The sequence below is a fragment of the Rhizobium sp. Leaf341 genome (assembly GCF_001424325.1).
Classification (GTDB): Bacteria; Pseudomonadota; Alphaproteobacteria; order Rhizobiales; family Rhizobiaceae; genus Ferranicluibacter.
Genome location: NZ_LMPE01000015.1, coordinates 65,557 through 89,296 on the forward strand (window position 1 = coordinate 65,557; position 23,740 = coordinate 89,296).

Here is a 23,740-nt window from a genome sequence, read left to right on the forward strand (position 1 = left end):
CGACGCCCGTGAGCACGCCGGCTGATTTCACCTTCACGGACTATCAGCCCTACGACTTTGCCAATCGCCGCCATATCGGCCCCTCGCCGTCCGAAATGGACGCGATGCTCAAGGTGATCGGCTATCCCTCGCTCGACGCCCTGATCGACGACACCGTCCCGGCGTCCATTCGCCAGAAGACGCCGCTCGCCTGGGGTGCGGCGCTGACCGAACGCGAGGCGCTCGACACGCTGCGCGAAACGGCGAACATGAACAAGCCGCTCGTGTCGCTGATCGGACAGGGATATTACGGCACGATTACCCCTCCGGTCGTGCAGCGCAACATCCTGGAAAACCCGGCCTGGTACACGGCCTACACGCCCTATCAGCCGGAGATCAGCCAAGGTCGGCTTGAAGCGCTCCTGAATTACCAGACCATGGTCTGCGATCTCACGGGTCTCGACGTCGCCAACTCCTCGCTGTTGGACGAGGCGACGGCTGCGGCCGAAGCCATGGCCATGGCCGAACGCGTCTCGAAGTCCAAGCAGAAGACGTTCTTTGTCGATGAAAACTGCCACCCGCAGACCATCGCGCTCCTGCAGACCCGGGCGGAACCGCTTGGCTGGACGATTCTCGTCGGCAATCCCTTCGAGGATCTGCAGTCGGCCGACGTGTTCGGTGCGATCTTCCAGTATCCCGGGACCTACGGTCACGTCAGCGACTTCACCGGTCTGATCGCGCGCCTTCACCAGACGGGGGCGATTGCCGTGGTCGCCGCCGATCCAATGGCCCTCGCGCTCCTGAAGTCGCCCGGTGAAATGGGTGCCGACATCGCCATCGGCTCGACGCAGCGCTTCGGCGTGCCCGTCGGCTATGGCGGCCCGCACGCAGCCTATATGGCCGTCAAGGACACGCACAAGCGGTCCATGCCCGGCCGGCTCGTCGGCGTTTCGGTCGACAGCCGCGGCAATCGCGCCTATCGCCTGTCGCTCCAGACGCGCGAGCAGCATATCCGGCGCGAGAAGGCGACGTCGAACATCTGCACCGCGCAGGTGCTCCTGGCCGTGATGGCGTCGATGTATGCCGTCTTCCATGGTCCGGAAGGCATCAAGGCGATCGCCCAGAGCATCCACCAGAAGACGGTGCGTCTCGCCAAGGGCCTCGAGGCGCTCGGCTATACGGTCGAGCCGGAAACCTTCTTCGACACCCTTACCGTCGAGGTCGGAAAACTTCAGTCCGTCATCATGAAGGCAGCCGTCGCGGAAGGTGTGAACCTGCGCAAGATCGGCGAGACCCGCATCGGGATCAGTCTTGACGAGCGGTCCCGTCCGATCACGCTCCAGTCGGTCTGGCGCGCCTTCGGCGGCGATTTTGAAGTATCCACGTTCGAGCCGGACTACCGCCTGCCGTCGGCACTGCTGCGCCGCAGTGCCTACCTCACGCATCCGATCTTCCACATGAACCGCGCGGAAAGCGAAATGACCCGCTACATCCGCCGGCTTTCGGATCGCGACCTCGCGCTCGACCGAGCGATGATCCCGCTCGGCTCCTGCACGATGAAGCTGAATGCCACGGCCGAAATGCTGCCGATCACTTGGCCGGAGTTCGCCGAGATCCATCCGTTCGTTCCCGCCGATCAGGCTCTCGGCTACAAGGCGATGATCGACGATCTTTCCCAGAAGCTCTGCGCCGTCACAGGATATGACGCCATTTCCATGCAGCCGAATTCCGGCGCGCAAGGGGAATATGCCGGCCTGCTGACGATCCGCGCCTATCATCTCGCCAACAACGAGGGACACCGCGACATCTGCCTCATCCCAACCTCCGCTCACGGCACCAATCCGGCCTCCGCACAGATGGTCGGCATGAAGGTCGTGGTCGTCAAGGTCAGTGCGAACGGCGATATCGACATGGAGGATTTTCGTGCAAAAGCAGAGCAGTATGCGGATACTCTCTCCTGCTGCATGATCACCTACCCGTCGACCCATGGCGTGTTCGAGGAAAGCGTTCGCGAGGTCTGCGAAATCGTCCACCGGCATGGAGGCCAGGTCTATCTGGATGGCGCCAACATGAACGCGATGGTCGGCCTTTCGCGTCCGGGCGATATCGGCTCCGACGTCAGCCACCTCAATCTTCACAAGACCTTCTGCATTCCGCATGGCGGCGGTGGTCCGGGCATGGGGCCGATCGGCGTGAAGGCGCATCTCGCGCCCTATCTTCCGCGCGATCCGTCCAACCCGGAGAGCGCCGGAACGGGCGCCGTGTCCGCCGCGCCGTTCGGCTCGGCATCGATCCTGCCGATTTCCTGGAGCTACTGCCTGATGATGGGCGGCGAAGGCCTGACGCAGGCGACCAAGGTCGCCATCCTCAACGCCAACTACATCGCCGCACGGCTGAAGGGCGCCTATGACGTGCTCTACAAGTCGGCCAAGGGGCGGGTCGCCCATGAATGCATCATCGACACGCGCCCGCTGGCCGACAGCGCCGGCGTGACCGTCGACGATGTCGCCAAGCGTCTCATCGACTGCGGCTTCCATGCCCCGACGATGAGCTGGCCAGTCGCTGGCACGCTGATGGTCGAGCCGACGGAGTCGGAGACCAAGGCAGAGATCGATCGTTTCTGCGATGCGATGCTCGCCATCCGCGAGGAAGCGCGCGCCGTCGAGGATGGCCGTCTTGACCGGACCAACAACCCGCTGAAGAATGCCCCGCATACGGTCGAAGACCTCGTCGGCGAATGGGATCGTCCCTATTCGCGCGAACAGGCCTGCTTCCCGCCGGGCGCCTTCCGGGTGGACAAATACTGGTCGCCCGTCAATCGCGTCGACAACGTCTATGGCGACCGCAATCTGATCTGCACCTGCCCGCCCCTCGAGGACTACGCAGAAGCAGCCGAGTAGAACTGCCGCGGCGTCGCTTTCCGCAGCGGCGCCGCGCTTTTTTTGGACGAGAACAACCTGTTTCGTCCAGACATGGCTACCGTCCCGCCGCAACTTGCGCTAGGACGGTCCATCATGAGATGCTTAATTATCAATCTGGATCGCTCTCCCGAGCGTTGGCAGCATGTCCTCGCGGAATTCGAGCGTCAGGGTCTTGTCCCCGAGCGCGTGTCGGCCGTCGATGCAAATCGCTTGCCCGCCGTCGCCCTGCCGAGCCTCCGACGCGGATGGAAACCCCTGACCGACGCCGAGGTCGCCTGCTTCCTCAGTCATCGCGCATGCTGGCGTCTCGTCGCGGATGGCTCGGATCCCGTGGTCGCGATCTTCGAAGACGACATCGTCCTGGCGGAGGGAGCCGGAGCGCTCCTGTCGACCGGAAACATCCACACGACAATGGCCGATCTCGTGAAGATCGAGTCGCACGGCCAGCCCGTGCTTCTGTCCCGCCACAGTTTCACCCTCGCTGAAGGATACCGACACCATCGGTTGTCGAGCCTGCATCTGGGCAGCGCGGGCTATCTCCTGACGAAGGATGGCGCCATCCAGCTGCTCGCCCTTGCAGAAAGCCGCGTGCCGTGCCAGATCGATCACTTCCTGTTCGATCCGTCCTTCCCGGTGATGCGCTACATGAAGGTGCACCAGATGGTCCCTGCCCTTGTGAAACAAGGCCGGCTTTTGCCGACATGGGCCAGCGCTCTTGGTAGCACGATCAGAGACGGCATCCGGCCCACGACACGGCTCGCGCCCTCGTCGAAGATCAGGCGGGAGGCAATGCGGCTGATCCAGCAGCTGGCGGCCTTGCCGAAAACGATACCATCGGCCGTGCGGTATGTCCGCCTGCGGCTCGATCACGTCCCGCACATCGTCCCGGCCCATTGCCGAACCGCGGAGACGCCGCTCGAGATGGAGACAGCGGGCGCGCCCGCCGACCCCGCGAAAGCAACACGGTAAGCCGTGCCGTCCCCTAAGATTGCTGCCTGGCGCGTATGTGTCAGGCGGCAGGCAGGCTGACGATGAACCGGGCGCCGGCCCGGTAATGAGGGTCGAGAACGATCGTTCCGCCGTGACTTTCGGCGATCCGGCGGGCGAGCGACAAGCCGACGCCGGTTCCGGGATAGAGATCCTCGTTGCGATGAAGTCGCTGGAAGATATCGAAGATCCGGTCGGCGTGACGAGGGTCGATCCCGACGCCGTTGTCGGGGAAGGCGATGTGGACGAAGCTCCCTTCCCGCCACCCGTTGATCGTCAGCTCCGGCGCCACGCCTGTCCGGCGATACTTGATGGCATTCCCGATGATGTTCTGGAACAGCCGCTTCAGAAGTTCCTGATCGCCGATCACATCCGGGAGGTGCTCGACGACAACGCGCGCGCCGCTCTCGTCGATGTGCGCCTGAAGGTTGCCGAGCGCGTCTTCCACGACCTCGCGCAGCTGGACACGCTGGGGGCTCGCGATCCTGTCGGCGATCCGCGCATAGTCGAGCAGACTGTCGACCAGCTGGATCAGGCGTCGCGACTTTTCATGAAGCTTCGCCGCGTAGGATGAAACGTTGCCGAGATCGTTCGTTGCGATGTCGTCGGAGATCATCTCGGCGAACATGGAGATTTGCCGCATCGGCGCCTTGAGATCGTGGGACACGCTGCTCGTGAACTGTCCAAGCGCGTCGTTCTTGCGCTGGAGCTCGAAACTCTGCTCGGCAATCCGGATCTGCTGCTGCTTGATCTCGGTAATGTCCCGGCCCACGGTGACATATTCGACCAGTTCTTCGCCCTCGAAAACGGCCAGGTTCGACCACTGGATCCAGACCTCCGCGCCACCAGCCGTGATCCGGCGTTGCTCACGCATCGTTGCCGGGGCATCCGGCGTCAGGCTGCGAAGTGTGGCTGTCAACGGATCCTCGCGATCGATGAAATCGCCGACCTTTCGCCCGACGACAGCGTCCGGAGACAGGCCGATAAAAGCTGCGAACCGCTGGTTGACGAAGGTATAGACCAGATCCGGCGAGAGCCGGGTGATGAGATCGGGTATGGTTTCGACGAGAGTCGCGTAATCCTGGCGCTGACGCTCCAGGGCCATTTCGACACGCTTGAGATCGGTCACGTCGACGCGGATCACGACCGTATTGCCGTCGGCCATCAGCGTGTTTTCGGCCCTCAACCAGCGGCCATTGCCATAGGAGATGATCTCGGCGCGGCCATCGGCCCGTCGGAAGAAGTCGAGCTGCCGTGTCACCCACGCTTCCGCTTCCGGAGATCCCGGGGGTGCGGGCGCCATCCCGTCGGCAGACAGGAAACTGGCCGCGATCTCGACTACTGACATGCCGATCCGCAAGCGGTCTCCGACCGGGCCGAAGAGCGCACGATAAGCCCTGTTGCAGAGAAGCAGACGTTCGTCCCGGTCGTAGATGGCGATGCCTTCGGCGATCACGTCAAGCGCGGTATCGACTGCTCGCGAGGACGAGGCGATCTCCGGGACGTCGGGCCGGTGGCGGATCGAAACGACCCGAAGGACATATGTGTCGCCCCCTGCCTCGCCATGCACGGCGAGCGTCCGCGTCATGCCGGAAAAAGACGCGCCATCCGCGCGCCTGTAGAGAACGGGGCCTGATTGATCGACAGTCGCGTGCGCTTCGCCAGCGCCGTCGACCAGAAGGGAAAAGGGCTGACCGATCAGGGAAACGGGGTCATAGCCGAAGACGGTCGCGCATGCCGGGTTGGCTGACTGGATCAGCCCCTGAAGATCTGTGACGACGACGGCATCGGGAAGAGCATCGTAGAGCGCCTGGAGAATCGTCCGGTCCGGGATCGGCAAAGCGGGCCTCTGCAGCGTGTCGGGGCAAGGCGCCTGATCGGAGCGACAACGCCCTGCCGGTTGAAGTCGGTCGGCATGATACGTCATTCTGCCGCAGACGCCAGAACATCCCAGAGACGTGACGCAGACCGCGTCACTCTTCTGTTCCAGACCCGTCCGACCGCCTTATGGCAGCGCTTTAGCCGACCCGCACGACGGCATCGCCTTTGGCGGCGAGCGCTGCCAGATCCGCGGGCTTCAACTCGACCGATTCGCCGCAGCCGCAGGCCGAGGTCTGGTTCGGATTGTTGAAGGTGAAACCCGAGCGCATCTTCGTGACTTCGAAGTCCATGCGCGTGCCGAGCAGATACAGGACCGCTTCCGGTGCGACCCAGACCCGAGCGCCGGCATGCTCGATCAGATCGTCTTTGGCATTGGGTTCGGTGACGAGATCGACGGCATACTCCATGCCGGCGCATCCGCCCTTCTTGATGGAGAGCCGGATGCCCTTCGTCTCGCCACCCGCATGTTCAACGATGGCGTTGACGCGCTGCGCAGCCGCGTCGGACAGGCTCATGACCGCAAAACCCATGGAAATCTCCCTGCAACATCCGGGTTCAAGGCCCAGTGCTTCGCATGTGAATGTAAGACCCTCTTGCCCGGCGATCAATACCAGCCGACAGCGACCTGCGCCTCTTCGGACATCCGGTCGGGCGTCCACGGCGGGTCGAAGGTCATCGAGACCTCGACGCCCGACACGCCTTCGACCGCGCCGACGGCGTTCTCGACCCAACCCGGCATTTCACCGGCCACCGGGCAACCGGGCGCCGTCAGCGTCATGGCGATCTTGACCATGCGGTCATCCTCGATGTCGATCTTGTAGATCAGCCCGAGTTCGTAGATGTCGGCCGGAATTTCGGGGTCATAGACCGTCTTCAGTGCCGAGATCACGTCGTCCGAAAGGCGCGCCAGTTCCTCCGGCGGAATGGCGGACTGAACGATCCCGTCGCGGGCGTCCTGTGTCTCGCCGGCAGATTCGGCCTGGGTTTCAGCTGTCATGCTCGTATCCTCACGCAAAGAATGTCTGCGCTTTTTCCAGCGCGGCGACCAGCACGTCAACTTCGGCGCGCGTATTGTAAAGCCCGAACGACGCCCGGCAGGTGGACGTCACCCCGAACCGCTTGAGCAGCGGCATGGCGCAATGCGTGCCGGCCCGCACAGCGACCCCGGAGCGATCGATCACCGTCGAGATGTCGTGGGCATGAACGCCCTCGATCTCGAACGAGAAGATCCCGCCCTTGCCCGGCGCCTGTCCGATGACGCGCAAAGCGTTGACCGACTGGAGCCGCTCTGCCGCGTAGGCGGCCAGACCGGCTTCGTGCTGCGCGATCCTGTCGCGTCCGACGCCGTCCATATAGTCGAGCGCAACCCCGAGGCCGATCGCCTGCACGATCGGTGGCGTCCCGGCCTCGAAACGATGCGGCGGCTCGTTGTAGCTGATGGCGTCCTCGCTGACGTCGATGATCATCTCACCACCGCCCATGAACGGGCGCATCTCCGCCAGCCGATCCTTCTTGCCGTAGAGCACGCCGATCCCCGACGGACCATAGAGCTTGTGACCGGTCATGACGTACCAGTCGCAGTCGATGTCCTGCACGTCGACCGGCATATGCACCGCCGCCTGGCTGCCATCGACCAGAACCGGAATGCCGCGCTCGTGCGCGATGCGGCAGATCTCCTTGACGTCGACGATTGTGCCGAGCGCGTTCGACATGTGCGTGATCGCGACCAGCTTCGTCTTCGGTGTCAGGCACTTCACGAAGTCATCGATATGAAAGGCACCCTGATCGTCCACCGGCGCCCAGACCAACTTTGCGCCCTGCCGTTCGCGAATGAAATGCCAGGGCACGATGTTGGAGTGGTGCTCCATGATCGAGATGAGGATCTCGTCATCGGCACCGAGCTTCGGCATGCCCCAGCCATAGGCGACCGTATTGATCGCCTCGGTCGAGGACTTGGTGAAGACGATCTCGTCCACCGAAGCCGCGTTCAGGAAGCGGCGCACCTTCTCGCGCGACAGTTCATACGCATCGGTCGCAGCATTCGACAGGAAATGCAGGCCACGATGGACGTTGGCATATTCGTTGGCATAGGCGTGGCTGATCGCATCGATGACGACCTGCGGCTTCTGGGCCGACGCGCCATTGTCGAGATAGACGAGCGGCTTGCCGTAGACGGTCCGCGACAGGATCGGAAAATCCTGTCGTATCCGCTCGACGTCATATGCCTGTGGGGAGACCGTCTGGTCCATGTTGCCTCTGCTTTCTGCCTCGGTGCGAGCGCCGGCCCGATGCGATCAGGCGTGCCGCGCCAGCCATTCGGAGATCATCAGCTCCAGCGGCTCGATCAGCGCCTCGTCTTCCAGCTCTTCCACGATCTCGTCCACGAAAGCGTTGACCAGCATGGCGCGTGCCCTGTTTTCCGGGATCCCGCGTGCCTGGAGATAATAGAGATGCGTCGGGTTGAGATCGATCACGGTGGCACCGTGGCCGCACTGGACGTCGTCCGCGAAGATCTCCAGCTCCGGTTTTGCGGCGAAGTCCGCATCGTCCGAGAGGAGCAGCGTGTTGCACGCCATCTTCGCATCGGTCTTCTGTGCGTCCTGCGCCACCCGGATCTGTCCCTGGAACACGCCACGCGCCTTGTCGAACAGAACGTTGCGGATGATCTCGGTGGAGGTCGTGTTCGCCACGTCGTGGCCCAGCGTGAAGGTCACGTCCGTCAGTGTGTCGCCACCCATCAGGTTGATGCCGCGCAGCTTGAAATCCGAGCCTTCGCCCGTCACCACGCCGTGCACTTCCTGGCGCACCAGCTTGCCGCCGGCGTTGATGACGAACAGCCGAAACGACGCGTTCTCGCCGAGCTCGAAGTTGAGCTGACCGAGATGCGTGTCCTCCGCGCCCTGCTGCTGCAGCAGGATCCAGGTCACCTCGGCACCGTCCTCGACGATAAGGTCGGAAACGGAGGAGACAAGGCTCGGCCGGCCATCGACCGAAAGATGCCGCTCGATGACGGTCGCCTTCGATCTGGGGCCGAAGGTCACGGGGAAGCGGCTGTGACTCTGGCCGGCGCCCTGCACGATCTGGAGCTCCAGCGGCTGCGCGAGAACGGTTCCCTCGGGGATCTCGATCTCGAACCCGTCGCGGACGAAGGTGCCATTGATGCGGCCGATGGCATCTTCCGCATTCCGCTCGACCAGATCCCCGGCCGCGGTGCCGTCCAGCAGGCTTTCGCCGTAGCGCTTGACGTGAAGGCCCTCGGGCGCCTGCCCGGCATCCGCATGCCCGTTGATGACGGTCAGAACGGCCGATCCCACGGCCAACGGCTCGACCGGTTCCGCGAAGGTCGATCCGTCGAATGCCGGCACGGTGCGCAGCAATGCGCGCAGGTCCGTGTAATGCCAGGACTCCTGCCGACGCGTCGGCAGGCCCGCATCCTTCAGATCAGACAGAAGCGTGTCCCGCGCGGAGAGAACGGCGCCGTCACCGGGCAGATCGCTCAGTTGATGGCCGTACGCCTCGAGCAGCGCCTGCTCGGCGGCCGTCCGGGTGATCGTGTTTTGAATGTTCATGAGCAAACGCTCCTTCAAGCCGCCGCGCCGATGATGTCGGCATAGCCGTTGGCTTCCAGGTCGAGCGCCAGCGACTTGTCGCCGGTCTTGATGACCTGGCCCTTGTACAGGACATGGACCGTATCCGGGACGATGTATTCGAGCAGGCGCTGATAATGCGTGATGACGATCACGGCACGATCAGGCGACCGCAGCGCGTTGACGCCATCGGACACGATCTTCAGCGCATCGATGTCGAGCCCCGAATCGGTCTCGTCGAGGATGCACAGGCTCGGCTCGAGCAGGGCCATCTGCAGGATCTCGGCGCGCTTCTTCTCACCGCCGGAGAAGCCCACGTTCAACGGGCGCTTCAACATGTCGGGATTGATCTTCAGCTCGGCGGCGGCTTCCTTCACCCGGCGGATGAAATCGGGAGTCTTCAACTCCTCCTCGCCGCGATACTTCCGCTGCTCGTTCATCGCCACCTTCAGGAACTGCATGGTGGCGACGCCGGGGATCTCGACCGGATACTGGAAGGCGAGAAAAATGCCCTTGGCCGCGCGCTCGGAAGCGTCGAGTTCGAGAATGCTCTCGCCATTGTAGAGGATGTCGCCCTCGGTGACTTCATAGTCTTCGCGACCCGAAAGAATGTAGGACAGCGTCGACTTCCCCGAGCCGTTCGGCCCCATGATAGCGGCAACTTCGCCGGCCTTTACGGTCAGGTTCAGCCCGCGGATGATCTCGGTCCCGTCCTCGGCGATCCGGGCATGGAGGTTTCTGATTTCAAGCATTGGTCCACTCTTTCGTACGACGGTACCGACCTGTCCTGCAGACGGTCGATCGTTCAGTTCCATTCATGTTCGCGACGAGGGCGGCCGGCCCTTGGGTCGGCCGCGATCGTTCAAGCCCGTGGTCGGGCGATCAGCCCACGGACCCTTCGAGCGAGATCCCGATCAGCTTCTGCGCTTCGACCGCAAATTCCATCGGCAGTTCCTGGATGACCTCTTTCACGAAGCCGTTGACGATCAGCGCGATCGCCGCTTCTTCCGGGATACCGCGCTGCAGGCAATAGAACAGCTGGTCCTCGGAGATCTTGGAGGTCGTCGCCTCATGCTCGAACTGCGCCGTCGAGTTCTTCGCCTCGATGTAGGGCACCGTGTGCGCGCCGCAGCGATCACCGATCAGAAGCGAATCGCATTGCGTGAAGTTGCGGGCGTTCGTCGCCTTGCGGTGCGCCGACACCTGGCCGCGATAGGTGTTCTGCGACACGCCGGCGGCGATGCCCTTGGAGATGATGCGGCTCGACGTGTTCTTGCCGAGATGGATCATCTTCGTGCCCGAATCGATCTGCTGGTGGCCGTTCGACACCGCGATCGAATAGAACTCGCCGCGGCTGTCGTCGCCGCGCAGGATGCAGGACGGATACTTCCAGGTGATCGCAGAGCCGGTTTCGACCTGCGTCCACGAGATCTTCGACCGCGCACCGCGGCAATCGCCACGTTTGGTCACGAAGTTGTAAATGCCGCCCTTGCCGTCCTTGTCGCCGGGATACCAGTTCTGGACCGTCGAATACTTGATCTCGGCATCGTCGAGCGCGACAAGCTCGACCACGGCCGCGTGCAACTGGTTCTCGTCGCGCTGGGGTGCCGTGCAGCCTTCGAGATAGGAAACGTAGGCGCCCTCTTCCGCGATGATCAGGGTCCGCTCGAACTGGCCCGTGCCCTTTTCATTGATGCGGAAATAGGTGGACAGTTCCATCGGGCAGCGAACGCCCTTGGGAATGAACACGAAGGAGCCGTCCGTAAAGACCGCCGAATTCAGCGTGGCGTAATAGTTGTCGGTCGTCGGGACGACGGTTCCCAGGTACTTCTTTACGAGATCCGGGTGCTCGCGGATGGCCTCCGAGATCGACATGAAAATCACGCCGGCCTTCTTCAGCTCTTCCTTGAACGTCGTCACCACCGAGACGGAGTCGAACACGGCATCGACGGCGATCTTCGAGGTTTTCACGCCGGCAAGCAACTCCTGCTCGCGCAGGGGAATGCCGAGCTTTTCGTAGATCTTGAGAATCTCCGGATCGACGTCGTCGATCGAGGTCGGACCAGGCGTGCTTTTCGGCGCAGCGTAGTAGGAGATCGCGTTGAAATCGATCTTGGGATAGTTGACGCGCGCCCAGTCCGGCTCGGTCAGCGTCACCCAACGGCGATAGGCCTCGAGGCGCCATTCGAGCATCCAGTCGGGCTCGTCCTTCTTGGCGGAAATGAACCGGATGATCTCTTCCGACAGGCCGTTCGGAGCCTTGTCCATCTCGATCATCGACTCAAAACCATACTTGTACTGGTCAACGTCGATCAGCTTTACCTGATCGATTGTTTCCTGCACGGCAGCCATGTCATTCTCCCGTCTTGCCGGATGTCAAGGATCCGGCCCTCTGTGGGGCACGATCGTGTCGTGCCGTTCATGTAATGGATCGATCGGGCAGTTTCACCCTTTCCGGATCCGTAAATTCAGCTTTCGCACGCTTTCTTCATGCGGCCGCGCTCTTCAGGCGGCGTCGCCCGGCAATGCGGGCGAAGACATCGATGGTCCGGTCGATCTCGTCGACGGTCGTCGTCGGTCCGATTGAGATACGCAGCGCGCCGAGCGCCGGATCTGCCCCCATCGCCATCAGCACATGGCTCTGGCCGACCTTGCCCGAAGAACAGGCGGAGCCGGCGGAAAGGGCGACCCCTTCGAGATCGAAGGCGATCTGCCCCGTCTCGGCCTTGAGGCCGGGAAGGCTGAAGAAGGTGGTATTGGCAACGCGCGGGCTGTTCACGCCGTGGATCAGCACGTCGGGCGCAGCATCCCGCATCGCCATCTCGAGCCGGGAACGCAAGGCCGTCACATCGGCGGCATAGCTGTCGAGCGCCGCCTTCGCCGCACGCGCGGCAGCGCCGAAGCCGGCCAGGGCTGCCGGGTTTTCGGTGCCCGAGCGATGGCCCTTCTCCTGGCCGCCGCCGTGAATGAGCGCATGCGGCATCAAAACCTCGCCGCGCGCCACGAGCGCGCCTGCGCCCTTGGGACCGCCGATCTTGTGCGACGCCAGAATGACGAAATCCGCACCGAGATCTGCGATCGACACCGGGATACGGCCGACCGCCTGGACGGCATCGACCACGAGCAAGCCGCCAGCATCCTTTACACGGGCGGCCACTGCCGCGATCGGCTGAACCACACCCGTCTCGTTGTTGACGAGCATGACGGCCACCATCGGCAGGCCCTCGCCGTTCGGATGATCCGCCAGGGCCCGATCGAGCGCATCGAGATCGATCGTTCCGGCCGGGGTGACGGCAAGTTCGTGGACGCGATCCTTCGGGAAGCGCCCGCCCTCGCGCACCGCAGGATGCTCGATCGCGGAGACGTAGAGCCGCCCGATGCGAAGTGGCGTCCGGCCCATGCGGAAGTCGGGCGTCAGAACCATGTTCGCCGCTTCCGTCGCACCGCTCGTAAAGGTGACGCAGGCAGGCTCGGCATCGCAGAGCGCGGCCACATCCCGTCGCGCACCCTCGATCAGCGTCTTGATGCGGCGACCCTCCGCATGGACCGATGAACCGTTTCCCGTCAGGTCGAACGCGGTCAGGAACGCATCGCGCGCGGCGGCCGACATCGGCGCCGTTGCGTTCCAGTCCATGTAGATCCGCGTCGTGGTCATATCGACCGCCTGTACCTTCTTCCGCGCAAGCTCGTGCATGCCGGGACGTGTTCTTGCCAAATGCGCAGGCCGGCCCATCTTAACCGAGGCCGGCACCGCATTTTCCTTGAAGTTTTCGCTGCGCTTGCCGTAAGAGACGACACCGGCACGCAGGCCGTGCCAAGTTTTGAATGGTTCTAAACTGGTTCTAGAAAAGCTGAGTGCTTTCGTCAAGACTGCTCGGCTGTCTTATCCGCAACTTGGAACCATGCTCACGCTGGAGACCCAATGCCCGAAGTCATATTCAACGGACCCGCTGGCCGACTGGAAGGCCGTTATCAGCCTTCCAAGCAGAAGAATGCGCCGATCGCGATCGTTCTGCATCCTCACCCCCAGTTCGGCGGGACGATGAACAACCAGATCGTCTATCAGCTCTTCTACATGTTCCAGAAGCGCGGCTTTACGACGCTCCGGTTCAACTTCCGCTCCATCGGCCGCAGCCAGGGCGAGTTCGACCATGGCGCAGGCGAACTGTCGGATGCCGCTTCGGCGCTGGACTGGGTGCAGAGCATGCATCCCGACAGCAAGAGCTGCTGGGTCGCAGGCTACTCCTTCGGATCGTGGATTGGCATGCAGCTGCTCATGCGGCGCCCGGAGATCGAGGGCTTCATCTCGGTTGCTCCGCAGCCCAACACCTACGACTTCTCGTTCCTGGCGCCCTGCCCGTCGTCCGGCCTGATCATCAACGGCGATGTCGACAAGGTGGCGCCGGAGAAGGACGTCAACACGCTGGTCGAAAAGCTGAAGACCCAGAAGGGCATCCTGATCACCCACCGCACCGTGCCCGGCGCCAACCATTTCTTCAACGGCCAGGTCGACACGCTGATGGGCGAATGCGAAGACTATCTCGACCGTCGCCTGAACGGCGAATTGACGCCGGAGCCCGCTGCAAAGCGCATCCGCTAGACGGCTCGCGCAAGGAGAGACCGAGCCAGATCGATCCCTTCGCGGCGGCTCCCGGACCTGTCTCTGCGGCGGCCGACGCCGGGACGACCATCGGCGCGGATCGTCGCGGCTTTCGCCCTGCGGAGCGCCGATGCGGGTTCAGAAAAACCGCGCCCGGACAACGAGGTATACGGCGCGGTGCTCCCCCCGTTCGGCACCCTGAACGTCAGGCCGGACCCCGGATGCCGTCCATCGCCGAGAGAACACCCCCGCTCACCGCCGCGCGCACACCTGTCGTTCCCGGAAACGTCAGCGGCAGCCCGCGCAGCGAGCGCACGGCGAGATAGGCCCAGGCCTCGGCCTCCATCGCCCCGCCATCGAGCCCCACCATATCGGACGACAGCACCCGGGCGTCACGTGCCGCCGCCAGCGCTGCGAAGTCGTTCATGATAGCGGGGTTGAGCCGGCCACCGCCCGAAACGATATAGGTCTTCGGCGCGACCGGCAGGTGTCTTGCGCAGGTGAGGATGGCGGCGCCGGTCACGTGCGCCAGCGTTCGCGCGCCGTCGGCCAGCGAGACCTCTCCCATCGACGGCGGCGCGAAATCGCCGCGGTCGAGCGAGCGGCGCCGGTTGTCCGTGAAGAAGGCGTGATCGAGATAGCGGGCGACGAGGTCGGGGACGATGGCGCCGGACGCCGCAATCGCACCGCCCGTGTCGAAGGTGCCACCGCCATGCGCTTCCACCCACTGGTCGATCAGCATATTTCCCGGACCGCTGTCGAAAGCGCAGAGATCTCCATCTTCGCCGACATAGGTGAGATTGGAAATGCCCCCGATGTTGACGAACACCACGGGCTTTTCGAGGTCGCTCGCAAGGTTTGCGGCAAGCGCCCGGTGATAGACCGGAATGAGGGGCGCGCCTTGCCCGCCCGCCACCATGTCCGCGGCGCGCATGTCGTGGACGACGTCGATCCCCGTCTCGGCCGCCAACAGGGCGCCGTCCCCGATCTGAACGGTCAGCCCCGCATCCGGCCGATGCAGGATCGTCTGCCCGTGGAAGCCGATCACGTCGATATCGACGGCCTTCAGCCCGTTGGCATGCAGGAAGTCGTGAACGGCAACGGCGTGCAGCAGCGTCAAATCCCGCTCGATCCGTGCGAGATCTCCCGGGCGCTCTTCCCGCTGCCGGATCGTCTGGGCCATGACGAGCGCCGCCTTCAAGCGGTCCCGGAAGCCCGTATCGTAGGATAGCCCGTGGGACGGACCACGACGCACGACGGCCTCGCCATCGGTCTCCAGCAGGGCGACGTCGATCCCGTCCATGCTGGTGCCGCTCATCAGCCCGATCGCCGTCTTCACCACCGCCATGCCGCTCTCTCCGCCCGAATCGCATCCACCGACCTTGTCGGAAACATTCATGACCGAGACGGATGCACTTCGCAAAAAACAATGCTAAAGGCCCGGCTTCCGCCAGATTGAAGAGTTCACGCCATGTCCAGGTTCACGTCCGATTTCCTCCGCACCCTCGACGAGCGCGGCTTCATCCACCAGCTCTCCGACGAGAGCGGGTTGGACGCGCTCTTCCGGAAAGAGGTCGTGACGGCCTATATCGGCTATGATCCGACCGCATCCAGCCTGCATGTGGGGCATCTCACGCAGATTATGATGCTGCATTGGCTGCAGGAAACCGGCCACCGGCCGCTGTCGCTGATGGGCGGCGGCACGGGCATGGTCGGCGACCCCTCCTTCAAGGAAGAAGCCCGCAAGCTGATGACGGTGGAAACGATCGAGGAGAACATCGCCTCGATCAAGCGCTGCTTTGCCAATTACATCGACTACGACAAGCCCGGCAATGCGGGGCTGATGGTCAACAATGCCGAATGGCTGCGCCCGCTCAACTATCTGGAATTCCTGCGCGACGTGGGACGCCATTTTTCCGTCAACCGCATGCTCTCCTTCGACAGCGTCAAGACAAGGCTCGACCGCGAGCAGTCCCTGTCCTTCCTCGAATTCAATTACATGATCCTGCAGGCCTACGACTTCGTCGAGTTGGCCAAGCGGTACGACTGCCGCCTGCAGATGGGCGGCTCGGATCAGTGGGGCAACATCGTCAACGGCATCGACCTTGGCCACCGCATGGGAACGCAGCAGCTCTACGCGCTGACCTCGCCCCTGCTCACCACCGCGTCCGGCGCGAAGATGGGCAAGTCCGCTTCCGGAGCGATCTGGCTCAACGCCGACCTTCTGCCGGTCTATGACTTCTGGCAGTACTGGCGCAACACGGAGGATGCCGATGTCGGCCGCTTCCTGAAGCTGTTCACAACCTTGCCGATGGACGAGATCGCCCGGCTGGCGGCGCTCGGCGGGGCGGAGATCAACGAGGCGAAGAAGACGCTGGCGACGGAAGTGACCGCGATCCTGCATGGCCGCACGGCCGCTGAGGCTGCCGCTGAAACCGCACGCAAGACCTTCGAGGAAGGCGGGCTGGCGGAAGACCTGCCGTCGATCACCATTCCCGCGGGCGAGCTCGAGGCGGGCCTCGGCCTGCTCACGCTGATCGTCCGTTCGGGCCTTGCAGCCTCCAATGGCGAAGCACGCCGCCATGTCCAGGGCGGCGCCGTCCGCATCAACGATGTCGCCATCTCCGACGAGCGCACGTCCATCGGCATAGGCGAACTGACCAGCGACGGCGTGATCAAGCTGTCCCTCGGAAAGAAGAAGCACATCCTCGTCCGCCCCGCGTGAGCTGTCATATTTATAAGACATTTCACATATAGACCTGATGTCATGATCAATCTGGCATCGGGTCACACCATGCGCATGCGTCTGCCGCGTCTCGCACCGTCGAGCGTCATGTTTTCAGCGGAAGCGCGCCGGCCTGTCACGGCCCCGTTTGCGGTTTTCGTCGGTGACAGGGATGAGGCGCTGTCGCCCGAGGCCAATGGATTGGCGCCCGCGCGCGATCTCGAAGGCCGGGCCGAGCTGCATATCCTGGCGAATGCCGGTCATTTCACCCTTCTTGCGCCATGCACGGAGGACGCGATGCGCGAAACCCCCGCCCTTTGCACGGATCGTCCCGAAATCGACCGCGTCGCTCTTCATCGAGACATCAATCAGGAGATCGAGCGCTTCTTCGACAGTCGTCTCGGAATGTCCACCCAGTGAGCGGAGGTGCCACGCCTTCGGGAATGGCTCTCAGTTGAATTCGAAGATGTTGCGGAACACGCCGGGGGCGATGATCGAGAGCGGATTGATCGTCAGGTTCGGCTTGGCGAACGAGCCGGTGAGCTTGAAGGTGATGCCGAGCAGGCCCCGATCGCGGCCGTTTCCGAGCAGCGTGCCGATCAGCGGCAGTTCGCTGAAAAGACGGTTGAGCCCATAGGCCGGCATGAACGTGCCGGTCATGTCGATCTTGCCGTTGGGGTCGCGCACCACTCCCTGGAACGTGGCGCCGACGTCGTTGCCGCGTACGACGCCGTTGTCGAGCGCGATCTGACCGCCATCGAGAGCGAGGTTGGCAAACCCGCGCTCGAACTTCACGGAACTCAGGTCGATGTCCTTCTTCACCGCCTCCTTCAGGCTCTGGCCGTTGGATCCCGACGGCGACGACACCATCGACTGGAGGCGCTGCTCGTTGACGAGCGCGAATTTGCGCAGGTCGAGCGTGCCCCGCCAGGAGTTGCCCCCGCGATCGCGGAGCTTCAGATTCAGGAGACCCCCGCGCATGTTGGCATAGATATCGGCAAACCGCGCCAGTGCGCCGGCGTCTCCGCTTGTCAGTTGCACGATGTTGTCGGCGCCGGAACTCACGAGATCGCCGACCACGGCCTGCCCGGTCGACGTCACGGCCTTCAGCTTCAGTCCCTCGATGGCCCGCCCGCGCGCGACATAGGAAAGGTCGACATTGGAGAGCGTTTCGGAATGAAAGCCTTGCACGTTCTGGAGCGATGCATCGATCGACACGCGCTTGGCGGCGGCCTGCGAGACGTCGCCCTTGCTGCCGGGAGATTTCAGGCTGTCGATGACGGATCGGATATCGGCCGAACTTCCGTTGACGATCACCCCGTAGCCGCTTTTCTGCCGTTTGACCGAAACCGCATAGTTATCGCCGGCCGCCAGACGCACGGAGGTCAGGTTGGCCGCCGCAAGACCCGCTTTGTCGATCGTGATCGACCCGCCTGCTCCAAAGCTTTCGCCGGCAATCTTGAAGTCGCTGATCGACGTCACGCCGTCCTTGGTGATGGCCGACAGGCTCGATGTGGCGGCCACGCCGGGTCCCTTGCTCCAGCCGATCCACGGCAGCGAAAGGCTGGCGTTTTCCAGGTCGACCTTGACCACCTGCCGGTCGCCGTCCTGCAGGTCCACGTCCAGACCGACGGGACCGTCGACGATCCCGTTCAGTCCCGGTGCGAATTTCGCCAGCGCACCCCCCGGCAAGGTTCCCGAAACGGTGCGGCTGCGCTTCACCGGGCTGTTTGCGCCGATCGGTTCCACCGCGTCGAGCTTCATCGTCACGCCGTCGACGCCGGCCTTTGCGTCGAGCACGGCGTGCTGGGGATCGATACGCAGCGTGCCGTCGATGTCGGAGATCGCCCGCCCCGCCATGGCCGGCTTCAGCGACACGCCGTTGAGGCGCATCTGCGCCTGCCACTCCGGTGCGGGCGGGTTCTGGTCGCGGACGAGCCCGAATCGTGCCCCCACATCCGCGGTCATCGGACCGGAGAAGTCCTCGGCCTTGAACGGCGTCTTCTGCAGGGCTTCCAGCGGCCGGTAGCTGACCAGTTCGGCAATGGCATCCGCCTGGCCGGTGACCTGCAGCTTGAGCTCGGCCATCAGCGGTTTGGCATAGGTGTTCGGCAGGATGAAGTTGCCGGTATTGACCGCAACCGTTCGCCCGGACGGGAAGTAGGCGGTCCCGCCGTTTATATCCACGTCGGCGCGTTCGCCGCGCAGACTGAAGTGCCCCGTGGCGTCCCGCAGCGGCGGAATATCGCCGGCAATATTGACACGCGCGCCATCGATACCGAAATCGATCATCAGCTCGCCGGCCCCCAGTTCGACCGGACCGGCCGTCTCGGCGAGACGCCCCTCCTCGATCGCCACCTCGATCTTGCCGTTTTTCACGGCGCCGCCGAAAATGTTCGAGATGACCCAGGCGCGTGCCTTCTTGCCCACCCACCATGGCCAGAGCTGCTTGATGCCGGCCGTCTGCATGTCCGTGGTCAGGCCTGCGAAGTTGATCTGCGGCGATGTGCTGGAGAAGGCGATCGACAGGGAGCCGGCGAAGGTGCCGAGCTTGCTGGAGACCGTCAGCTCGCGAAACAGCAGGGCATGCCGCTCCGACTGGAAGTCGCCCGCAATCTTGGCATCGAAGGTCAGCGGTGGTTCGTTAACGTCGACAGGCGCGGAGGTTCCGCCCTGCACCAGCACATCGATGCTGAACCCCTTGGGGAGGGCGAGCGACAGCGGGTCGGACGGCGGCGTGGTCTCCGCGAGCGTCGCGGCGGGCGTCATGGAGGCGGCACTCGTGGAATCGATGTCGCGGATGGCGCCGCTGAAGGGAAAGACCGACGCGCCGAGCCGGACGGTCGACGGCTTGACCTCGATGCTGCCGCGGTCGAAATCATAGGCAAGGTTGACGTCGGACGGCAGAAGATCGGACTGCAGGCCGCCTGCGACGAAGGCCCCCTGGTCGAGAGCGCCGGACATGGTGAGTTCGGGGGCAATGCCCGCGCCGCCGCGCACGGCCGACAGGTTGACCGAAGCCTTGGTATCCAGCCCGAACGGCGGCTCGGTCTGCGTTTCCGCACGGTAGAGCAGCGCCGACGTCGGCAGGCCGGTCAAAGCACCGCCGAGACGCACGATCCGTCCCTTGTCGCTGTCGGCCGTCAGCTGCAGCGCCGTCGGCGTTCCGTCGATCGCGGCGTCACCGCGGATGGTCATCGATCCGTTTTCCGCGCGCGCGAAATCGAGCGAGTGCACATCGAGTTTCACGACCCGGTTGCGCGGCCCGGAGAGCGGCAGCATCACGTCTGCGATCCGTACAACCTGCGTGCCGCTGCGGGCGATCAGGCTCGAGATCGTGTCCATCTGGGCAAAGATCGCTTCCATCGCCCCGCTGACGTCGGCGATCCGCACGCGCGTGAGGTCGAGCGGCTTGCCCTGCGGCAGGATGGCCGGCGCCAGACGGGCACCCTCGGCCTCGATCCGGGACACGGAAATCCGGCCCGACAGGAGCGCGAGCGGATCGAGCTCGATGAACACGGACTCCGTGGTCAGGAGCTGTTCGTCGGACGCGCGCCGCTTGAGGGACACATCCTGCGCCTTCAGCGCCAGCGCCCCGTCGCCCGTCAGGCGAACCACGGTGCTCGAGACGTCGACATGATAGGCTTCGCCGAGCGCGTTGTTCAGCGCCGTCTGGGCGCGCGCGTTGAGGATCCGGTCGATCCCGCCGGCCTCCACCGCGACCACCAGGCCGGCAGCAAGCAGGATCAGGAGACAGACAAGGCCGAGCAGGCCCTGCAGGCATCGACGCGGCCAGCGACGACGCGTGGTGCCATGCAGAATGCAGGGGTCGTGCGCCTGGGCCGATGGCAGCGAATGCAAAGCGACGATGTCTTCCTTGCGAAAGACGGTCTTCTCACCCCTTATCTCACTCATGAGCGGTGTCGGCCTCTGCAAAGGTCGAAAAATGCATCTCTCGGCAAAATCCCGTGGCTCGAGGCGTAAGCCTATACTAACAAATCAATGGGTCGCCTTGCGCATCCTGCCTGTCGGCGGATGCTGCGGCAACCCGGCGTTCGCGCTGTGGACCTCGCCCGCGCATGTCGATGACCAGGATGGAGGAGGCGAGCCGTCGATCCGCCGTCGATCATCCGTCGTGACCCGAGGGGATGACGACATGTTGCCTTGCACCATATAAGTGAGGCGACAAATAGTCGAAACCGCCGCGTCGATGAAAATAGCGGACAATCGCTTGGAAACAGGAGCCCCCATGACCGTCATCTCCAAAGGTGCCAAAGCCCCGGACTTTACCCTGCCGCGCGATGGCGGCGGAACGGTTTCGCTGGCCGAACAGGCGGGCCGCCAAGTCGTCCTTTTCTTCTACCCCAAGGACGACACTACCGGCTGCACCGCTGAATCGATCGCGTTCACCGCCCATATCAAGGCCTTCGAGGCAGCCAATGCCGTCGTCATCGGGATGTCGCCCGATTCGGCGAAGAAGCACGACAAGTTCGTCGCCAAGCACGACCTGGCCGTGATTCTCGCCGCCGACGAGGACAAGGCCACGCTCGAGGCGTATGGCGTCTGGACCGAGAAAAGCATGTACGGCAAGAAATACATGGGTGTGGAACGCACCACCGTGCTGATCGGTCCCGACGGCATCGTCACCGAGGTCTGGGAGAAGGTGAAAGTGCCCGGCCACGCCGAGGAGGTTCTCGCCGCCGTGCAGGCCGCAGCCGCGTGACGGGAACACGGATGCCGGACCCGACGGATCAGGCGTCGTCCGCCGACTGTGGCAGCAGTGCGTCTCTCGCCATGCGCTCGCTCCGCGATGGAGCGGCGCTCGCCATCCGCGCCGCCGATCTCGACCGGAAGGCGGATCTGGCGCAGGAGGCCGCCCGGAGGTGGAGCGAGCGGCGCCTGTCTTTGCGCTCCCCGCTGGACACCGAGGTCCCTGCCCGGCCCGGACGCCCGGCGAGGCCGGAACTCATTCCGCCGCAACGCGTGCCGCGCCGCGCGCTGACCACGCTGCGCGGGCGCATCGCACTTCTGCATGCGATTGCCCATATCGAGTTGAACGCCGTGGATCTGGCGCTCGACATCGTTGCCCGCTTCGCGACCGAACGCGTCCCGAACTCGTTTTTCGACGGCTGGATGCGGGTGGCTTTCGAGGAGGCCAAGCATTTCCGGCTGGTGCGGGCCCGCCTGCGCGACCTCGGCGCAGACTATGGCGATCTGCCCGCGCATGACGGGCTCTGGCAGGCGGCGCACGACACCCGCAACGACCTGACCGCACGCCTTGCCGTCGTTCCCCTCATCCTCGAAGCCCGCGGCCTCGACGTAACCCCGGCTCTTCAGGAAAAGATGCGCCAGTCCGGCGACGACGCAAGCGCCGCCGTGCTCGACATCATCTACGAGGACGAAAAGGGCCACGTCGCGGTCGGCGCCAAGTGGTTTCGCTTTCTCTGTGCCCGCGAGGGCAAGGATCCCGCCCGGACCTTCCAGGAGCTCGTGCGCGCCAACTTCCGCGGCCCCCTCAAGGCACCGTTCAACGATGTCGCACGTGCCGAGGCGGGGCTGACACCCTCCTTCTACCGCTCGATGACCGCGTCGGTGAATATCTGACGCCCGGTCTATCGCAGCGGCAGCAAGCAAATATTAACCTTAACAAGGTCTACTCTTCCCCACAGCAAGTGCATGCGGCGGGAGTGAATTGTGTCTCAGAGTTCGGGAAGCCCGATATTCGGCAAGCGCAAGGAACAGCCGATCCTGATCCTCGCCCGCGGCGAAAAAGTCCATCATATGACGGTCCGTCCCTGGATGACCGCGGTCGGCGTCTCCATCGGCGCGCTGTTTGCTGTCGGCTATCTCGCTTCGACCTCATATCTCGTCCTGCGCGACGACCTCATCGGCGGCACCATGGCGCGCCAGGCGCGCATGCAGCACGATTACGAGGATCGCATCTCCGCCCTGCGGGCCCAGGTCGATCGCGTCACCAGCCGGCAGCTTCTCGACCAGCAGGTCGTGGAGGAGAAGGTCGAAAAGCTTCTTCAGCAGCAGCAGGCCCTGACCTCGCGCCACGGCAAACTCGGCTCCCTCATCGAGCGCGCTGAGGAATCAGGCCTGGCCGATCCCGGCAAGGACGAGACCGAGACGGAGAAGCATGCCGATGCAACCGGCGGCATCCAGGCCATCGAACGCCTGATGGGCCTCGCTGCGAAAACCGCACCGAAAGGGCCGGCGCTCGCCTATGCTGCGCCGTTTTCCCGCGCCGATGCGCGTGGCGGCGATACGATCACGGACCGTGCCGACCGGCTCTTCTCACGGGTGACGCACTCGCTGAAAGACATCGAGCGCTCGCAGAAGGACAGGATCGCCCAACTAACCTCCGGCGCCATCAACGCGACGGACGCGATCGAAACGATCGTCGCCCGCACCGGTCTTTCGGTCACGCCGGATCCGGCAGACGCCGAAGAAGCTCGCGCGACGGGCGATGACGCCGACATCCGGTCGGGCGGCGACGATACCGGCATGGGCGGGCCCTACGTGGCCCCGGAGACCAAGGACGTGTTCGATCGGCAACTGGTGGAACTCGACACGGCTCTCGTTCGTCTGGAACAGGTGCGCGGAGAAGTCCGCAAGCTGCCCTTCAGCAACCCGGCCCCGCAGAGCGACATCACCAGCCAGTTCGGCAACCGGATGGATCCCTTCCTCGGGCGTCTCGCGCTGCATGCCGGCATCGACTTCCGCGTCGCCATCGGCACCGGCGTCCGATCAACGGCGCCGGGCAAGGTGGTGGTCGCCGGACGCAATGGCGGTTACGGCAACATGGTCGAGATCGATCACGGCAACGGCGTCAGCACCCGCTATGGCCATCTCTCGTCCATTCTCGTCAATGTCGGCGATGTGGTCACGGCAGGGGACGTGATCGGCCGCTCGGGGAGCACCGGGCGCTCGACAGGCCCCCACCTGCACTACGAAGTCCGGCTTCACGGCGATGCCGTCGACCCCATGCGTTTCCTCAATGCCGGGATGAAGCTCAGCACTTATATCGACTGAGCCTCTTCCCAACGCGCCATTC

At 63.9% G+C, this 23,740-nt stretch carries 18 protein-coding genes; 8 read left to right on the top strand and 10 right to left on the bottom strand.

Translation table 11 applies throughout. The features are described 5' to 3' along the window. The first annotated feature begins 8 nt into the window (after window positions 1-8). A complete protein-coding gene (gcvP, locus tag ASG03_RS15240; RefSeq protein ID WP_062695212.1) occupies window positions 9-2,879 on the top strand; it encodes an aminomethyl-transferring glycine dehydrogenase in 2,871 nt (956 codons plus the stop codon). Window positions 2,880-2,993: 114 nt separating this feature from the next. Next, window positions 2,994-3,869, top strand: coding sequence for a glycosyltransferase family 25 protein (locus ASG03_RS15245; protein WP_062694325.1), 876 nt, complete (start codon window positions 2,994-2,996; stop codon window positions 3,867-3,869). Window positions 3,870-3,909: 40 nt separating this feature from the next. Here the strand turns inward: ASG03_RS15245 and ASG03_RS15250 are convergent, their stop codons facing one another. From ASG03_RS15250 to ASG03_RS15285, 8 genes are all read right to left on the bottom strand, one after another. Continuing rightward, on the bottom strand, window positions 3,910-5,727 hold the full coding sequence (locus tag ASG03_RS15250) for a PAS domain S-box protein (RefSeq protein ID WP_062694327.1): 1,818 nt from the start codon (window positions 5,725-5,727) through the stop codon (window positions 3,910-3,912). A gap of 178 nt (window positions 5,728-5,905) precedes the next feature. After that, entirely contained in the window at window positions 5,906-6,298 is a 393-nt protein-coding gene (gene sufA, locus ASG03_RS15255; protein WP_062473576.1) for a Fe-S cluster assembly scaffold SufA, read from the bottom strand. Between the two features lie 74 nt (window positions 6,299-6,372). Continuing rightward, window positions 6,373-6,765 carry an SUF system Fe-S cluster assembly protein gene (locus tag ASG03_RS15260; protein WP_062473587.1) on the bottom strand — a complete coding sequence of 131 codons (393 nt, stop codon included), beginning with the start codon at window positions 6,763-6,765 and terminating at the stop codon, window positions 6,373-6,375. 10 nt (window positions 6,766-6,775) lie between these two features. Then, the gene (locus ASG03_RS15265) at window positions 6,776-8,017 is read right to left on the bottom strand and encodes a cysteine desulfurase (protein ID WP_062694329.1); all 1,242 of its coding nucleotides are present in this window, start codon (window positions 8,015-8,017) and stop codon (window positions 6,776-6,778) included. A gap of 45 nt (window positions 8,018-8,062) precedes the next feature. Further along, a complete protein-coding gene (sufD, locus tag ASG03_RS15270) occupies window positions 8,063-9,337 on the bottom strand; it encodes a Fe-S cluster assembly protein SufD (protein ID WP_062694331.1) in 1,275 nt (424 codons plus the stop codon). Between the two features lie 14 nt (window positions 9,338-9,351). Beyond that, window positions 9,352-10,107 (bottom strand): Fe-S cluster assembly ATPase SufC, encoded by a 756-nt coding sequence (gene sufC, locus ASG03_RS15275; RefSeq protein WP_062694333.1) that lies wholly within the window; start codon window positions 10,105-10,107, stop codon window positions 9,352-9,354. Between the two features lie 130 nt (window positions 10,108-10,237). After that, window positions 10,238-11,707: a Fe-S cluster assembly protein SufB gene (gene sufB, locus ASG03_RS15280; RefSeq protein ID WP_062473595.1), complete on the bottom strand. Its 1,470-nt coding sequence runs from the start codon at window positions 11,705-11,707 to the stop codon at window positions 10,238-10,240. Window positions 11,708-11,843: 136 nt separating this feature from the next. After that, the gene (locus tag ASG03_RS15285; protein WP_062695214.1) at window positions 11,844-13,010 is read right to left on the bottom strand and encodes a cysteine desulfurase family protein; all 1,167 of its coding nucleotides are present in this window, start codon (window positions 13,008-13,010) and stop codon (window positions 11,844-11,846) included. A gap of 267 nt (window positions 13,011-13,277) precedes the next feature. Between ASG03_RS15285 and ASG03_RS15290 the strand changes: the two genes are divergently transcribed. Next, window positions 13,278-13,955 carry an alpha/beta hydrolase gene (locus ASG03_RS15290; RefSeq protein ID WP_062473597.1) on the top strand — a complete coding sequence of 226 codons (678 nt, stop codon included), beginning with the start codon at window positions 13,278-13,280 and terminating at the stop codon, window positions 13,953-13,955. A 205-nt stretch (window positions 13,956-14,160) separates the two neighbouring features. Here ASG03_RS15290 and ASG03_RS15295 read toward each other — a convergent pair whose 3' ends face one another. Beyond that, window positions 14,161-15,303, bottom strand: a complete 1,143-nt coding sequence (locus ASG03_RS15295; protein ID WP_062695216.1) for an anhydro-N-acetylmuramic acid kinase — start codon at window positions 15,301-15,303, stop codon at window positions 14,161-14,163. A 123-nt stretch (window positions 15,304-15,426) separates the two neighbouring features. Here ASG03_RS15295 and tyrS point away from each other — a divergent pair, with 123 nt between their 5' ends. Both tyrS and ASG03_RS15305 read left to right on the top strand, forming a co-directional pair. Next, window positions 15,427-16,680 carry a tyrosine--tRNA ligase gene (gene tyrS, locus ASG03_RS15300; protein WP_062694335.1) on the top strand — a complete coding sequence of 418 codons (1,254 nt, stop codon included), beginning with the start codon at window positions 15,427-15,429 and terminating at the stop codon, window positions 16,678-16,680. A 42-nt stretch (window positions 16,681-16,722) separates the two neighbouring features. Next, window positions 16,723-17,100, top strand: a complete 378-nt coding sequence (locus ASG03_RS15305) for an alpha/beta hydrolase (RefSeq protein WP_062694337.1) — start codon at window positions 16,723-16,725, stop codon at window positions 17,098-17,100. Window positions 17,101-17,130: 30 nt separating this feature from the next. Here ASG03_RS15305 and ASG03_RS15310 read toward each other — a convergent pair whose 3' ends face one another. After that, the gene (locus ASG03_RS15310; RefSeq protein ID WP_062694339.1) at window positions 17,131-20,595 is read right to left on the bottom strand and encodes a YhdP family protein; all 3,465 of its coding nucleotides are present in this window, start codon (window positions 20,593-20,595) and stop codon (window positions 17,131-17,133) included. A 334-nt stretch (window positions 20,596-20,929) separates the two neighbouring features. Here ASG03_RS15310 and ASG03_RS15315 point away from each other — a divergent pair, with 334 nt between their 5' ends. From ASG03_RS15315 to ASG03_RS15325, 3 genes are all read left to right on the top strand, one after another. Beyond that, window positions 20,930-21,403: a peroxiredoxin gene (locus ASG03_RS15315; protein WP_062473605.1), complete on the top strand. Its 474-nt coding sequence runs from the start codon at window positions 20,930-20,932 to the stop codon at window positions 21,401-21,403. A 71-nt stretch (window positions 21,404-21,474) separates the two neighbouring features. After that, entirely contained in the window at window positions 21,475-22,284 is an 810-nt protein-coding gene (locus ASG03_RS15320; RefSeq protein WP_062474522.1) for a ferritin-like domain-containing protein, read from the top strand. Window positions 22,285-22,374: 90 nt separating this feature from the next. After that, window positions 22,375-23,718, top strand: coding sequence for a M23 family metallopeptidase (locus ASG03_RS15325; RefSeq protein ID WP_062694341.1), 1,344 nt, complete (start codon window positions 22,375-22,377; stop codon window positions 23,716-23,718). Window positions 23,719-23,740: the final 22 nt, after the last annotated feature.